At 65.9% G+C, this 16,315-nt stretch carries 6 protein-coding genes and 1 pseudogene; 3 read left to right on the top strand and 4 right to left on the bottom strand.

From position 1 onward, the window contains the following. The first annotated feature begins 179 nt into the window (after positions 1 to 179). The 3 genes and pseudogenes from EG812_RS28475 (at position 180) to EG812_RS28485 (ending at position 2,456) form a co-directional block, all read left to right on the top strand. Positions 180 to 947, top strand: coding sequence for a hypothetical protein (locus EG812_RS28475; protein ID WP_126713414.1), 768 nt, complete (start codon positions 180 to 182; stop codon positions 945 to 947). Between the two features lie 145 nt (positions 948 to 1,092). Further along, positions 1,093 to 1,470 (top strand): annotated as a pseudogene (locus EG812_RS28480) (tyrosine-type recombinase/integrase); the annotation flags it as partial. A gap of 545 nt (positions 1,471 to 2,015) precedes the next feature. Next, on the top strand, positions 2,016 to 2,456 hold the full coding sequence (locus EG812_RS28485) for a DUF4259 domain-containing protein (RefSeq protein ID WP_126713415.1): 441 nt from the start codon (positions 2,016 to 2,018) through the stop codon (positions 2,454 to 2,456). 626 nt (positions 2,457 to 3,082) lie between these two features. On the opposite strand, the gene EG812_RS28490 is transcribed toward EG812_RS28485, so the two are convergent. The 4 genes from EG812_RS28490 to EG812_RS28505 all read right to left on the bottom strand — a co-directional run bounded on the left by EG812_RS28490 (position 3,083) and on the right by EG812_RS28505 (position 15,921). After that, the gene (locus tag EG812_RS28490; protein ID WP_126713416.1) at positions 3,083 to 3,520 is read right to left on the bottom strand and encodes a DUF4259 domain-containing protein; all 438 of its coding nucleotides are present in this window, start codon (positions 3,518 to 3,520) and stop codon (positions 3,083 to 3,085) included. A gap of 37 nt (positions 3,521 to 3,557) precedes the next feature. Further along, positions 3,558 to 10,529, bottom strand: coding sequence for a polymorphic toxin-type HINT domain-containing protein (locus tag EG812_RS28495; protein ID WP_126713418.1), 6,972 nt, complete (start codon positions 10,527 to 10,529; stop codon positions 3,558 to 3,560). 249 nt (positions 10,530 to 10,778) lie between these two features. Beyond that, positions 10,779 to 14,381: a LamG-like jellyroll fold domain-containing protein gene (locus EG812_RS28500; protein ID WP_126713419.1), complete on the bottom strand. Its 3,603-nt coding sequence runs from the start codon at positions 14,379 to 14,381 to the stop codon at positions 10,779 to 10,781. Positions 14,382 to 14,709: 328 nt separating this feature from the next. Beyond that, positions 14,710 to 15,921: an ISAs1 family transposase gene (locus EG812_RS28505; protein WP_233579685.1), complete on the bottom strand. Its 1,212-nt coding sequence runs from the start codon at positions 15,919 to 15,921 to the stop codon at positions 14,710 to 14,712. Positions 15,922 to 16,315: the final 394 nt, after the last annotated feature.

Genomic DNA, 16,315 nt, shown 5'->3' on the forward strand with positions numbered 1-16,315 from the left:
GCTCCTACCTGCCGCCAGCCCGCCATGAAGCGCCAATGGGCATGTCGATCCCCTGGACTCGTGGAGGGCTCCGTCAGCCGGCCTGGGACTTCAGGGCGCGGGTGGCTTAACGTTAGTAGTCGATGGATGAACGCCAGTCGCAGACAAAGTGCCGGCAGCATTGACCCCGGCGTGTTCCGGTGACACTCACCCCGGCGGGCAGCCTGTGGGCGACGCTGGTGATGGCGTTCGTTCTGGGGGCACTTCACCTGCTCGCACCGTACATCCGCCGGAGGCTGCCGGTGCCCACCAGCTCGGCGGCCTCGCTGGGTGGCGGCATCGCCGCAGCGTACGTCTTCCTATACCTGCTGCCGCGCCTCGCCGAGGGCAACCAGGCGGTGGCCCACGTGCTGGAAGAGAAGGTGGATGCCACCCCGGCGCGCGGATTTGTTCTGTTCCTCGTAGCGCTGATCGGCTTCTTCACGTTCTACGTGCTGGAACGCGCCACCCATCGCTCAGGCGGCCACAAGCAGGAGCCCACCCGGGTGGTCTTCGCGTTTCAACTCGGCTTCTTCGCCCTCTACAGCGGGCTGATCACGTACACCCTGGCAACCAAGCTGCACGCCGGGCTCGGGCCGGCGGTGCTGTTCGCCGTCGCCATGGGGCTGCACGTGCTGGCCACCGACGGCGTGCTGGCCCAGCACTTTCCGGTCAGCCTCACCACCCGGTGGCGCCTCGTCCTCGTCGCCGGTGCCGGTGCCGGCTGGCTAACCGCTGTCGTCGCCCAGCCCACCGGCCTGCTGATGAACCTGCTCACCGCGTTCCTGGGCGGCGGGATCCTGCTCAACGTCTTCGTCGACGAACTGACACCCGAGCGTCACTCCAGCCTCACCTGGTTCACCGCCGGCCTCGCCGCCTACTCCGGCCTTCTCGCGATCGCGACCTTCACCGGTACAGGCGCCGCTTGAGGACGGCGACTCACATCGCCACACGCCCGCCCCCAGCGCCTCGACCCACCGGCGCCAGGTAACCAACCCTCCGGCAAACCGGGGGAACCTCAACGGCGAGGTCGCGGAGAAGAAGGCCAAGTCGGCGGCTGGCCAACGCGGCCTACCAATGCCGGCAACCGTGGCGAAGGCACTGAAGGCGTTCCAGACCCAGCAGAAGAAGGAACGCCTGAAGGCAGGCGACGCGTATGTTGACAGCGGCTACGTCCTGGTCAACGAGATCGGCGAGGGGCAGCGCACCGACTGGCTCCGCCGCCGGGTGTACGACCTGATGGCCAAGGTCGGGGTCCGCAAAGTCCGGCCCTACGACGCCCGACACGCCTGCCTGACCTACCTCGCCGCCGCCGGAGTACCCGATGTCGTTCTCGCGGCCTGGGCCGGCCACGCAGACGGCGGCACCCTCGCCAAACGGGTCTACGTCCACCCCGACAGCAGCCATCTGAAAGTGGCCGCCGAGCACCTCGAATCCGGGCTGTTCGGGTAGCTCTCGCACCCGGATTTCCAGCAGTACGCGCGTACGTGATGATTTGTGAGACAAACAGCAAAAAAGCCTTGACCCACCAGAGTGAATCAAGGCTCTGACCTGCCGAAACTCTGTCGGGACGGCCGGATTCGAACCGACGACCCCTTGACCCCCAGGACGATTTGCTAAGCGTTTCCGCATGTCACTCACGCTGTCCCCAAGATCAGGCCGTGTAGTCGAAGGCATGCCGTCCACCATCACGCACGACGTGTGGTCCCCTCCTGGTCCCCGGTCACACGTCCAGGAACTGAGCGTCGTTGACCCCCGCCACACGCCCCATCGGGCACGGAGGCGGCACGAATCGCTCCCCTGCTTTGCAAATCAAGACCGTTGTCGGCCGGTCGACTACTGCGGCTGAGCTCCTCGACTTGTCGGTTACCGCCGCCCGCCATCCGTGTCTGTCCGCCGGTTTGGCTGTACCGATGGCTGTACCAGTCAAGCGCTCTCATGCCTTGCGTCCGCTCCCGCCGCTTCATGATCCGCTCAGCGCAAACGTGGAGGAGCACATGGGCACCTGGGATGACGGTCCGTTTGACAACGACACTGCCGCAGACTGGTGCGGCGAACTCCACGATGCCGATCCGTCTGCACGGGCGGCAATGGTTCGTGCTGCCCTGACGACGGCAGCACTCAACACCGGCTACCTCGACCATGTCAATGCCGTCTCGGCGATCGCGGCGGCGGCGATCACGGCGTCTCAGATGCCCGGCGGAGACCCGATCACCTCGCCGTACGCACCGGACTTCTTGCTTGCTGGTGAATCCCTTGACCTAGACGACGACCTGCCGCAGCTGGCGGTCGAGGCACTTGACCGGGTCCTCAGCGACGACTCGGAGTGGCGGAGCGATTGGGCCGAGGCGGGAGTGAGTGAGTTCCCGCAGATCAACAAGCTTCGCGCAGTGCTGTCCGGGCCGCCCGAACTGCCCGGTCAGATCGCGCTGTTTTGAACTGGTCGGAAGATCGCTGAGGACCACACCCCGTGTTACCCGGCACCCCGGCCGATGCCGGCCGGAGGCCGCCCTCAGGGCAGACCGCGAGCGGCACGCCCTCGCGCCGCTCCATGACCCAGAAAGTAAACGATTCGGCAGACATCCCTGCTGGACACTTCAGACTTGACCAACGGTCAAGGAGCGCTACCGGGCGGCCCACTTGACCGACTTGGTCCCCAGAACGCCAAAAAGGGCCGACCCGAAATCCGGATCAGCCCTCTGACCTGCGTCGGGACGGCCGGATTCGAACCGACGACCCCTTGACCCCCAGTAGTCCAGTGGCCCAGCGGCATGCTCACACACGTTTGCCCAGGTCGCATGAAGCATAAACCAGCCGAGTAAAGGAGTCTTCGCCCCCGCTCCCCCGCCGCCGTCGGCTGCTCCATCGCCACCGAGTGGATGTCGGCAAGGGTGAGCTTGCAGGCGGCGCCACATTTAGCCGGCAGCCCCAGTCGATCCCGGTGACGGCGAGAGTGCCTCCGGCGACCGCGCACAGCCAGCCTTCCGGGCCGCGACCTGGCCGTGCCACCGCTGGGGAAGCGAAGGACTTCTCAGGATTGTCCGGGCCGCAGGTATATCGTTGCCTACATAAGTTGAGCCGACTCCAAGATTTCTTTGACCATTCCTATTCCAGCTAGAGCTTCCTCCCTATCCTCCAGGAGGCGCCACCCTTTGCTCCATAGGCCTTCAGGATCGGTCACGATCGCCAGAACTTGCAGCGCATCAGACGCCAGCTCAGGCGCCGGATAGTCTAGGGATGCCGCTGATACTGCATCCGCGATGAAACTGCTCTGCCGGTCCATAATCCGTTGCCCACCGGGAAGGCTCAGGGCAACCAAAGCTGCGGCAGCTATGAGCGACTCCGGAAAAACCGTGCGCATCAACCGTGATGGATCACGGAGAAGTTCGCTCATCTCTCTTTCCAACTCCGAGGAGCGATCGTCCGCCTCAAGTTCCGCGAGCCCTTCCAAGAAGTCTTGAGCGCCATCGCTTGCAAAAAGCCCCGTCCCCCACGTTGACATACAGAACCTCCCCAAAGGAAGCAAAGACCCGGGCTGGCTATCTATGATACCAGAGAGGAAATTCCGGATACTTCGTGTTTACAAGAGGACCCGAAACCCCGTCCATAACGGATTGTTCGAGTCGCCTCGCAACGTACTCAGTGATTCTTCGGCCGGGCATCTGAATCCACGTAACGTTGACAACGTCCGGGATGCTGTAGCCCGCCTTGGCGACCGAATGATCTTGATCCATCAGCGCGGAGTTCACACGGCCCCGCATATTCCTACTCGCGGATCCGACGTACTTGCTGCCATCAGCGAGATGAATAGTATAGACGCCAGGCCGATTCGGGACCTCGAACTTATTTCCAATACTCGCGCTCTTTCCGCAGTTGTGTACGAGTACTGGCGTATCACCCGCGAGCACGTAGTACGTGTGGATGTCGGCGACGGTGAGGTTGTAGGCGGCGCCATGTCGAGCGGTTGCCCAGTCGATCCCGGTGACTGCGAGAGTGTCTCCGGAGGCGGTGTACAGCAAGTCTCCTGGGTCGAGCTCTTGGCTGGCCTGCCACTGCTGGTCGGTCTCGTTCCAGAACGGGTGGTCCTCGGTGGTGGTGACGTCCCCGCCGTCCACCTTCAGGTCGACGAGTTGGTCCTGGTGAACCCACAGGTGGGTCACCTCACGCGCGCCTTCCTTCCCCGTTTCGGGGTCGGTCGCTAGCACGGTGTTGCCGACCTCGATGTCTCCGATTGGCTTCGTACTACCGTCCGCCATCACCACTTCGGTGTCACTGCTGAAGCTGTGGAAGCCACAGCTGGCCCCGCCTCCTACACCGCCTCGGGCTGCTGATCGCGCCCCGGCACCTGCCATACCGACGGATGTACGCAGGCCAGCGCCGGCTGCGAGGCCAAAGGCCCCTGCGCCGAGGGCGGGTAGGAGAACCGCGCCGCCTGCGCCCAGCACGCCGCCGATGGCTCCGCCGACGACGGCTTCGCCGGCGAGTTGCAGAAAGCTTTCTTCGTCGGCGTCAAGGCTGTTGGTGGTTAGTGAGGCGACATAGCCGCCGACAAAGCCACCGATTGCGGCGCAGCCGACGGCGCCCACGCCGAAGCTGCCGGCCGTGCATGCTCCGCCGACGATGACACCGGCAGCGACACCGGCGACGGCGCCGACGGCGCCGGCGTTGCGGCACCAGAAGCTGGCTTGGCATTCGCGTTGTTTGCGTTCTGCTTCGGCGCGTTCGTTGCTGGCCTGCCGGTATGTTTCGCGTTGTTGTTGGCAGCTGGCTCCGCAGGCCGGGGGGACGTGCTTTTTGACGATCTTGGTTACTCGGTCCCCGGAGGGGGTGGTGTCGACGAAGGCGCGGTCGCCGGTGTCCTCGCCGTTCTCGGTGTGGTAGAGGCCGGTGGGGTCGGCGTTGTCGATGGGGTTGTTGCCGCCGTACTGGTACGCGTTGTACTGGGCAGGGTCGTCGGCGACGAGGACCGGGTCGACGGAGATGAACCGACCGAGCGTCGGATCGTATTGCCGGGCACCGACGTTGGTCAGCCCGGTGGGGTCGATGTCCCCGCCGACGAAGCCCTTGTTGTTCACCCAGACCGGGTTCGTACCACGCGGCGCCCCATACGGGGTTTGACGGCGAATCGAAACCGCCTGGGTGCCGGCGTTGACCGCGATCTGTTGGGTGCCCTGGTGATCGTCGAACAGCCAGGTCAGATTCGTGGTCGCCGAGCCTGCCGTGCGAGATGCGCAGACGGTGCCGGCGAAGCTGTAGTAGCGGGTGCCGGTATTGACGCTGCCCACCCGGCGAATTTCCTGCCCAGGGAGGTAGAGGGTGGTGCCGCTGCTGTCCCGGCGGATGATCCGGGTGCCGTCGGCGTCGTAGATGTTGGTCTCGATGGTCTGGCCGCCGGCCGCGACGGTGGCGAGCTTGCCTTCGGCGTTCCAACCCAGGGTCTGGCTGTTGGTGCCGCTGCCGCAGTTGTTGGCGACGGTGCCGGTCGGCCGGCAAATCGTGTTCCCGGCGCCATCGTAGGCGTAGTTGCTGACCACGGCGCTTTGGCCTGACGATTGGGTGGTCATGGCGGTAACGGCGTGCGGCCGCACGACATTCTCGCCGCCGGTCGGCACCGTGTAGTCGCGGGTGGTGTCGCCGCCGGCGGTGTGACTGGTCTCGGTCAGCCGGGAGCCGGTGGAGTTGAACGTCCAGTCATGCCAGTACGGTGCCGGGCCACCCAGGTTCGCCACCGCCGGGTCGGTCTGGCACGTCACTCCGGCCTTCGGGGTCCAGGCGGTGGTGAGCCTCCCCAGCAGGTCCTGCCGGAAACACTGGGTGTCGGCCTGCCCGATCTGCGGTTTCTCCTGAATCGAGGTGATGTTGCCGCTGTGGTCGTAGGTGTAGTTGCGGTCGGAGACGGTACCGACGGTGGTTTCCCGCTGCACGGTGGTGCGGTCGATGCGGCGGGTGGCTTCGTCGCGGTAGACGGTGTCCTGGGTCCAGACGCCGCCGGGCATTTTGTAGATCGAGCCGCTGCGTTCGCCGTAGGCGGTGTAGGTGGCGGTGGCCATCGTGCCGGCCGCGCCGGTGAGGCTGGTGTCCAGCCGGATCGGCATCCCGGTGGTGGCGTCGTAGTCTGTCGTGACCTGCTCGGTGACCAGTCCACCACCGGCCGGATAGGAAATCGACGTTGGAGCACCGGTCTCCGCCGAGTAGCCGTAGGCGTAGTTGTAGGTGCCGCTCAGACCGGTCTCGCTGGTGGGGATGACGTAGTTGACGCCCTTGGGCTGGTATCTGCCGTCGAAACTGACGACCTGCCGCCGGTAGGCGTTGCTGCTGCCGGCCGGTTCATAGCGAACCGCCTGGGTGAGTTGGCCCTTGAAGCCGCTCTGACCCGTGTAGAGAGTGTCGTACTTCCATTCCGCGCGCAGCGCGCCGGTAGCAGAGTCGTCGCGCAGTTCCTTCTGCCGGCCCAACGCGTCATAGACGTACCAGAGCACCTCACCGCGGGCGTCGGTCGTCTTTTCCAACTCGTTGTTGTCGTTGAAGGCGCTGGTCGTGGCACCCTTGTCGGGGTCGGTCGTGCGCCACAGGCGGCCCTTGGCGTCGTACTCGTTGACCCACCGGTTTCCTGCCGGATCGACGGTCCTGGCCAGCTGGCCCTTGCGGTTGTAGACGTACTGGGTCTCCTGGTATGCCCCGCCGACACCTGCCGTGGTGGTGTGCTGACGCAACCTGACAACACGGCCCTCAATGTCAGTCACGGTCGTGGTCGCGGTACCGCCCTGCGGTGGAGTCACCTTGGTCAGGTCACCCTCATGGGCAGTGATGGTGCGCCACTTCTCGACCAGGTTGGTGACCCCGTCACCGGCCAGGAAGATCGTGTTCGTGGGGCGGGATGCCCGGTCGAACACGGTCTTGGAGACGGCGGGGACAGACCATTCCGGTTCCCACCACAGCGTGCCGATGGGGGCTCCGGGTTCGGCATGTGCCCCGTAGGAGATCGCCGGGCGGCCGAGGCTGTCGTAGAGCGTGTCGGTGACCACCCGGTTCCCGGTGCCGTCCGCCGCCAGGCTCTGGGTTTGCCGGGGGCGCAGCAACCCGTCGAGGATCTCGTACGAGGTGGTGTAGTTACCGTCTGAGTTGAGCGCTTGTGTTCGGACGTACGGGTAGGCGTTGCGGCCTGAGGCGAAGGTGTACGTGTACTGCGCGGACGGGGTGCTCGGATTGGCCGCCTTGGTCCAGCCGAGCCCCCACACCTTGCTGACGCGGCCGAGCGCGTCGTGCTCGACGTCCGAGATCACCCTGTTGTTGGGGTCGGTGGCCTTGACGGTGGCACCCCAGTAGGGGTTCATTTCCACCGACGAGGTCCAGTTGAACGGCGCCGGACCGGTCGTGGTCACCTTCGTGACCGGGCCTCCGACGGCCGGCGTGTATGCGGTCGTGGTGACGTTGCCCTTGATGTCGGTCGCGCTCACCGGCCGACCCGTCGGGTCGTAGCTGCCCTGCGACACGACCTGCCAGACCGTGCCGGTGCCGGCCGCCCAGCCCTTGAGCTGCTCGGTCTTCGTGACCAATCCGAACGTCGGTGCGGTGTCGACGCTGCTGGCCCCGTCGTAGTAGCTCCGCCCGTCGGAGATCACGTCGTCGATGGTGGTCGGGTTCGTGCCGCAGGCCAGCGCGGTGGTGGTGGTCTGCTTCACCGTCGTGGTGAGGTTCTTGCCGGTGTTGCGGTTGTAGCGGTAGGTGATGCACTTCTCGTCGCCGGTAACGGCGATGTCGCCGTCGTCCTGGGACCAGTTCACCGTGCCGTACGTGTGGTCCAGGTTCTTGGTGCCCCGCGAGGTGCGCCAGCCCCGGCTGCCGTCGACGCCGAGGGCGGTCGCCGTGTAGGTGGTCTGTGTGTCGACAAAGCGGGCCTCGACAGTGTCACCGTTGATCGTCCGGCTTGCGGTCGGGTTGGATCGCCACGGCACGTTCACCGTCTTCGACACCGGCTTGGATTCCACCCCGTTATAGACGACCTGCTCCCGCACCTGGCCGGCGAACTGGTCCTCGTCGTAGACCGTCTCCGAGCCCAGTGACGCGGGGACCGTCACGCTGCGGGTGCCTCCGCTGGGGCTGGCCTTGTCGCCGTGCATACCCCGCAGGAAGGTCGTCACGGCAAGGGTCTGGGTCGCCGAGTCGTCACCGACGCGGGTCTTGACCTGGCCATAGCCACGCCACTGCGACCACGTCTTGCGTTCCGGTCTGGTCAGACCGTCGTCGTCGGCGTAGTGCCACGCCGGCGATCCCACGTACTCGTACCAGGTGTGCTTCGACGGCGCCTGATGGCCGTTGGCCAACTGGACGTCGTCCTCGGCCACATGCTCGACCCGGTGCTTGTGCCACCATTCGGTGATCAACCGCTGACCGGTCGGGTCGGCCGGGTCCGGCACCCGCACCGGGTAGCACCGCTTGGTGTTGGAATGCGGCTGCAACCCCTCCACCATCGCCTCGGTGCACTCAGGTTGCGCGTAGTCGACCTTGATCCGGGACCCGGTCTCCGTCACGATGCTGGAGATCCGCAGCCAGTTGTCGGTCGTACCGTGCTCGGTCATCACCCGGTTCGGCAACGACTCTGCCTCGAAGGTGACCGGCGGTAGGCTGACGGTGCCACCAACATGCCCGGCGTGGTCGATCCGGTTCAGCCACAGCCCGGTGTGCGTGGAGTCCGCCGTCGCCGCGAAGGTGTGCGACAGGGTCCACGACTCGACGTCCTGCCAGGCCGGGGTGGTCTTGGTGGTGTCCCACACCCTCGTGGTGATTTTCTTCAGCCGCTTCGTCGTCCAGAACGTCGGCGAGTATTGCTGAGCGCACGACGTTGCCGACGTCTTGCACTCCTGATCCCAGGGGGTGTCTTTCCACGACGCCTTGACCGGGCTCGACTCGGTGCCGCAGTTGTCGAAACACCGCATGTCCGTGTCGAACACCACGCGCGCGTACGGACTGGTGCTTCGTTCCGTCACCCCGTGGATGGCCGACGTGCGGTCGTAGGTGCCGTAGTCGATCCGCTCCAGGTACCCTGCCCGGTCGTAGGACACGTCGTCGGAGTCGGTGTCGTTGCGGGCGTACTTGTTGGTCTCCTTGCCGTACCACAGCGACATCGTGTTGCCGCGCACGTCGACTACGTAGTCCAGATTCCACCGCCATGCCTGCTGGCAGTCGGAGTTGGCGAAAGCCGTCTGGTTACACGGTTCTCCGGAGTGGTTGCCGAACACCGGCACGGCCAGGGTCGAGTTGGTTTTCGACGTCTGGCCCGGCAGAGAGTGCAAACCGAAGAAGTACTGCGTGCCGTCGGTGGTGGTCACTCTCCAGTGCTCACCGTTGTTGTCGCCGTTGCCTGACGCACCGGTCAACTTCTCGATCTTCGAGCCGTCCTCGGTACGCGTATGCCAGCCTTTGCCGGTCTCGAAAACCAGCTCAGAGCTGCGGCCGTTCAGGTTCATCGTCGCGTTGTCCGACCGCCAGCACAGGTCACCGGTGTCCGTCGTGTTGTTCGCGCCGCTCTTCTTCCTGTCCTCCGCGCACGACACATACCGCCGCTCGATGAAACCCGGCGAATAGTCGAAGCCCTCACCGATCCACGACGGCTGGTTGTTTGTCACCTCCGACCGACCATCGACGGAGGCCGACGAATAGGCCAGCCCGACCGACGGTTCCGGGCCAGTCGCCGGAGGCGTACGCAGGGGGTAGTTCCACGAGAAGTCGCCGGAGGACGAACCGGCTGACCATGTTGAGGAGGGTGCGAGGCTGGTGGCGGTGAAGTCGCCGTCCGCGCCCGCGCCCGCCGCCGCCAGGGCGAGGAAGGAGCCACTCCCCTGGGACGTCATCTCCCCCGACAGCCGCGCCAGCTCCCTTGGCACCGCCGCGGTGGAAACGGCGGGCACCTCTGCGGTCGCCACTCCCGTTCCGAGGTCGTTCGTCGTGGGAAGCGGCACCGATCGGCAATCCGGTGCGTCGGGTGTCGACAAGGCACAGGCCGGGACCTGCCACAGGCGCAGCCGTGACGCCCATGATCCACCCACCGCATGCCGGAACGCGTTGTAGTCCACCGACACCTTTGCCGTGCCAGCAGCAGCCCCGACCGGCGCCGTCACCTTGAGCACCAGGCCGTCACGCCAGCCGACCGGCAGTGACTCCCGGTCCACCACCTGCACATCCACGCTGGTGACCCGCGCACCGGCCGGACCACCCCCGCGAGCGACCCATACTGGCAGCGTGCCTGCCCGGACCCCCCGGCCAGGCACGCTCGGCGAATCGAGCGTCGCCCGAGCGGTGCTCGCTTCCGGCCATACCGGCGTCGGAACCGGGGTTTCCCGCATCAGCTTCTGCGTCCATGCCCGCCCCGACACCGGACCGCCATGTGGATCGAGCTTCTCCACCGGCAGCCGCGTCGGCTCTGCCCTCGGAGCAACGGCCTCAGCCGGCACAACGACCAGCAGCGACGCCGCTACGGGAACGACCGTCAGGCCAGCGATCCACCGACGCAGGCGGCCCACTCGACGAGTATTCCGTCGTAGCTGCCGCGAATCGTGAACAGAGCGTGCAAATAACATGCTTTCTCCCCGGTAAGAACAGCCGCACGGAGCAAAGGTGCAGATGGGTCAAATCGGCACGTGCATGGAAGAGAGGTGCCCGGTATGCCTGGTGCGGTCACACCGAACCAGGAGGTGAGCGACTGCAGGGCTGGGTCAGCAGCGCCGAGCGCCAGACGCGGTGCCGGCCCAGCCCGACCGAGGTTATGAGTCGTACAGCAGGTACACCGCCGTGTCCGTCAGCGCACCCTGGAACACCGCGACATCGTCGATGCCGCCGGTCCACTGGTCCTTCAATTGGCCTTGCCACAGGGTTTGGCCCACTAACAGCGGACCAGTCGATGCCATCGGGGTGAACGTGGTGTTCGTGACCCCTTCGAGTTCACCGTTGACGTAGAGGCGAATTTGCTTCCGCCCGGAGTCGTACACGCCGACAAGGTGGGTCCACAAGCCCTCCTTGGCGACCGATGTCGAGGTGACGTTGGCCGTGGGCGTAGTGGCGACATCTTCGTCGCTGATGGCGAACTGCCACTTGCCCAGAGTGGAGTTGAACTTGAGCCATCCGCCGCTCGAATGCACCCCCCGCTGGGACACCGCCGTCCGCATACCGTCCAGCCGGTCGAGCATCACCCAGGCCGACATCGTGTACGACTGGTCCGTACGCAGAACTGGCTTGTCCTGCCACTGGGTGAACTCCAGACCGTCGGCGTCCGGCGGCGTGATGCCCGTCTTCACCGCGCTTCGCCCGTACTCCGCGGTGCTCTCGGTGTATCCCTCCTCCGGGAAGTACTCGTTGTCGAGCCACAGACCGGAGCCGTCGGTGGAGTATCCCGCGCCCACGGCGGAACCCCGCGTCAGTGTCAGCCACCGATCCCAAGCCGTCACCGTATCGCGCACCTGACAGGTGTCCCGCAGGTCAGCCAGATAGCAGGGAATCGCGAACTCGAAGTTCCAGTTGCCCACCTGCACCGGCGTCAGGATCCCCGGCTCGTGGAACCCACCGGATGTCGGGTCCTGCGCCAGCTTGCCGGTGAAGTCGTGCGGCACGAGCACTCGGTCGAATATTTGAACATCGGCGATCTGACCCGACCAAGCGCTGATAAGGCCCCCCTTCCAGAGCTCACGACCAATCGCGATCCGCTGCCGGTCAGGCCAAGCTTGCATCCCGGTCGCCCCAGCTGTGACCGGCGACTGCCCGTTCACATAAATCGTCGCCGTACCGCTGGTCGCGTTGTACACCCCGGCCAGATGGGTCCACACACCCGTGACGACCGGAACGGTGGAGTTCACCATGCCAATCCCGGCTGATGGTGTGGTAGCTGTGTCGTTGACGTGCATCCACATGGACCATTTTTGGGTCGCCCCGTGATAGCCCAGCACAAAGCTGCTGTTCAAGCTCCCGTCCTGCGACACCGCGATCCGGTTTCCGGTGGGAAGAGCATCGCCGACACTACCGAGCTTCACCCAGGCCGAGACGGAGAACGACTTCGTCGGGTCGATCAGCGGCGTAGTAGTCGTAAAGGCACGGCTCGAACTGCCGTCGAACGAGGCGGCCTTGCCACCGATCATGCGGACGTCGTCGGTCCAACTGACGTTGGATGTCCCCAGGTCGGTCTTGCCAGCCAGACTTGGTTGCTGGTCGGCGAGCGCGGCGGCTAGGTCGACACCGGGATACTGCTCCAGGCCCCACTTGGCAATGGCCGGTGATGGGCGAGATGCGGTGAAGGTTGCGGAGCCGATGTTGCCGAGATTGCCGGTGGCGTCGATGCCGCGAACCCACAGGGTGTTCTGCCCGAAACTGGGCACGGTGACGGTCACCGTGGCCGTCTTCGGATTGGTGCCGCTGGCGGCGACCTCGATCGTGGGCGGGTTGGACCAGCCGAAGCGGAACTTGGTCACGTCCGTGGTAGTGGTGCTGATCGTGAAGGTCATGGGCTTGCCCGGACCGGCGGGAGACGAGTGCTGGCTGATCGTCGGCGCAGGCGGGATGGTGGTGTCTACGACAAATCGGCACCACGACGACCAGTCGCCCGTAATCGAGTACGGAGCCTTGTCGGTGCCCTTGGCCCGGAACGCATAGGTGGGTCCCTTCGCGATCGTCACCGCCGCGCTTTCGGCCCTGCTACCTGGGGTTAGTCCCGTCTTCGCCGGTGGCGGGCTCTTGCGAGTCGGATAGGTGTTGGTCACCGTACCCATCCCCCCAGCCGGCACCTCGATCCATTCGAAGGTGCCGGTCAGAGAGTCACCTTTGTCGGCGTCGGGGAACACAGCAGCGAACTTCGGCGTCAGCGTGCCGACCGTCAGCACCCCGGAGCCACATACCACTCCGGCAACCTGCAGGGTGTGCGGAGCGCCCGGCTTGGAGTCGTAGTCGACGATAAGCTTCGCGTCGTTCGGGAAGAACTTCTTCCACCGACCCTTCGTCGACTCGCCCGACCCGTCGGCGTCCCGCGCGGTGAAGCCTACGGTGATCGAGTTCCATTTTTCGTCCGCTGCAAGCCGCACCTGGCTGGTGGTGTTCGACCCCCGAAAGTTCATGATCATGTCCGGTTGAATCGACGAACACCCGCCCGCCTCGTTCGCGTTCCCGGTCGCCGTGTTCAGGAACGAACTCAGCTTCATCGTCGACCAACTCGCCTTCGGCGTCGCATTGATCGACGGGGTCAAGTACATTGACGCCACCGTCGGGTCGCACGACCACGAGTGGTCCAACTTCATCTGCACGTAGGCCGACTCAATGTGCTTCCCCTTGAGGGAGATCCCGTTAGCCGTCGTCGAGAAGGCGAAGTACGACCGGTACAGGACACCTGTATCCGGGTTCAGCCCCACCCGCGCGCGACTCGTGTCAGAGTTCGACGACCCATTGTTCGTCCCGTACGCCCACTTGCTCTTGAACACCGACCACGCCGGGTCCACGAACAGCGGGAACACCGCATCCGGGTGGTCCAGCAGCGTCTCATCCGGCCGCAACACCAGGTGGTCGCCGGACACCTCGACATCGACCTTGCCGGTCCGTGCCGCGTCCCCCGCCTTTGTCGCGGTGGACGGCGGGCTCTCGGTCGACGCTCCCCGCGCCGAGACGCCGTCCACCGCCCCCGCCCGGGAATCCCACATAACCGCCGGCTCCGCCGAGGCGACCACAGCACCACCTGCCATCGCTCGCAGGCCGCCATCCGGGCCCGCCGCGACCTCGACGTCCCCGCCGATGCGGAACCGCGGCTCACGGACGTCAGGATGCGTCGCTGCCGCCCGCGTCTTGACCACCAGCACGTGCGTGAAGCCCGTCCGCGTCGCCCGCACCACCAGATCCACATCGGCAAGCACGTCCGCGTAGGTCAACGCATCTCCCGACACCGTCGGCGCCGGCAACGCCCCCGGCCACGAGAGGGTGACCGTCCGCCCGCCACGCGTCAGCGTCACCATCGCCCCGTCCCCACCACCCGAGAACGCCACGTCCGCGACCGAGACCCCGGGGCGCCACAACCCGTCTCCACCCCGGGCCAGGTTGAGATCGATATCCCGCCAACTCCCGGCCTTACGGGTGCGCTGCGGCACCACCGCGGACGCGAACTGCAGCCGCCCGTCCGGCAACGCGGTCACCTCGGCGAACTCCGTCCGCGACCCGTCCACCACCACCGGCTGCCCGCAGGAGACAGCCAGCGCCCTCGCCTCAACCTCGGAGCCGGCCACGTCCACGCACTGTCGTCCCGCCGCAACGACCCGCTCCGGCGCCGGAACACCGATCACCCCGACAGCCAGCACCGCCCCCACCGCCGCGGACAACCCACGCCGCCACCGAACGCCCAACACACACCCCCGTGGAAAGAGCAGCAGTGGCAGCGACAGTAGGGCCTCGACCTCCCCCCGACCGCCCCGCTTCGCAATGAAAAAACCGTCACCCACCACGCAATATCGATCATTAGCAATGCATCGATGGGCGCGACATCGCTTGATCACTCAGGGCGACGGGGAATCGTTCGATGAAAGTCAATATGTGATCAGGAGCACACCTTGTCCGCCGCCCTGCTGACCACTAACCTGCCCTGCCGCCGAGGCACTGGCGCACTGCGGCGGAAATCGCGACCCGCCGCCACCAGCACGCTCGGCGCCGATCGTGGCCGCCTCCACCCCAGGGCTATTGCGTTGTCGGGTAACTGCTGGTTACGGCGGTGATCAGGTCGTGTGAGCGGCGGTTGGCTTGGCGGGTGGCGCGGGCGATGTTGGTCGCGCCGGTGGTGCGGTGCCAGCCGATCGCGGTGTTACGCAGGGTTGCGATGACGGCGGGTCCGGTGCCTGTTCGGGCTTGGTGGAGGTCTTCACGGAACGTCACGTCGCGTACGTGGTGGATCTTGTTTTCGATGTGCCAGTGGTGGCGGATCCAGCCCTGCAGGTCGACCGGCTGGGCTTGGCCGGCGGGTAGTGACACGGTCAGGTAGGCGGTTTCGCGGCTGGTTTTACCGGCGACGGTGCGGGTGCGGGTAATCCGCACGGCTTGCTGGGCGTGCGGGAAGGCGATGCCGCCGGGAGTGGCGACGGTGACGGCTTTGACGGTGCGGGTCTCACGGCGGCCGTGGCCGCGGTCGCGGGTGCGGTCACCGATCGGGATCTGCGCCCAGGGCAGCTGTTTGAGCTGTTTGAACAGGGTCGGCTGGTTGGCCTTCACCTGGACGAGCAGGTGCGCTCGGCGGGCGGTGACCTCGTTGGCGTGCCCGGTCTGGGTGTGCAGGGCGTCGGCGATGAACAGAACCCCGGCCAGGGTGCCGAGCACAGTCTCGACGGCGTCGAGCAGCGGAGCGAACGCCGGGATCTCGTTGCTCTTGGTGTGCACGGTGACTTGGGCGAGGACAACGCCGGTCACGATGTCCAGCGCGGAGAGCAGGTGCACCTGGCGGCCGTCGCCGATGCGGGCGCCGCGCAGTGTCTTGCCGTCGATGGCGATCGCCGTGCGGTACCACCCCGGCGTGGTCACCTCGACGGGAGTGCGGGTACGCAGCCAGCTGGCCAGGACGGTGCCGAGCAGCGCGTCGTCCAGGCGTGTCAGGATCCGCCAGACAGTGCTGCCGACCGGCACCCCTGCGGGGAACCCGAGCCGATGCCGGGCTTGTTCGTCCAGGTCGTGCAGCCAGTCCGTGATCGCGGCGAACGACGACGCCCCGGCCATGACGGCACAGACCGCCACCGCCAGCAGCGCGGTCAGCGGGTAACGCACGCCTCGCGGGTCGCGGGGATCAGGAACAGCGGCGAACGCGTGCAGCAGCCCGCCGTGTTCACCGTCGGTGACAGGCGCGGCCTCGGCGATGGAAGTGGGTGCTGCTACGGCCAGTGCAGGGATGAGAGATGATGCCATCGGTAGGTGGGGTCTTCCTCGGAGTCGTGAAGCGTCGCAACTCCATGATCACCGATGCGGCCTCACCCGCTCCTTACGCCTCCATAGAGGCCGAACTCATCTCGAACCTCCTGGTCAGCGGCCCGTCAGCCGACTACGCAATCGCCCTGGCCTCCACCCCACCGCCCACCGACGTGAAAACGCAGCCGGATGATGCAGGGCCCTCCAGTGCCGGCGTAGATCGACGAGGGCACCTCAGGCGAGGCGTAGCCGGACGAAGGCGGCCCACTGTCAACGCCGGCTGAACTTTGACCCCTCTGTTCCGGTCGAATTTTGACCCCCTCGCTGGTTGTTGATGTTCAGTCGTTGGTCTTGGTGGCTGCGGGGACGCGGCCGAGGTCGCGGTCTTTGAGCC

Origin of the sequence: Verrucosispora sp. FIM060022 (assembly GCF_003977705.1) — a bacterium.
Taxonomy (GTDB): domain Bacteria; phylum Actinomycetota; class Actinomycetes; order Mycobacteriales; family Micromonosporaceae; genus Micromonospora; species Micromonospora gifhornensis.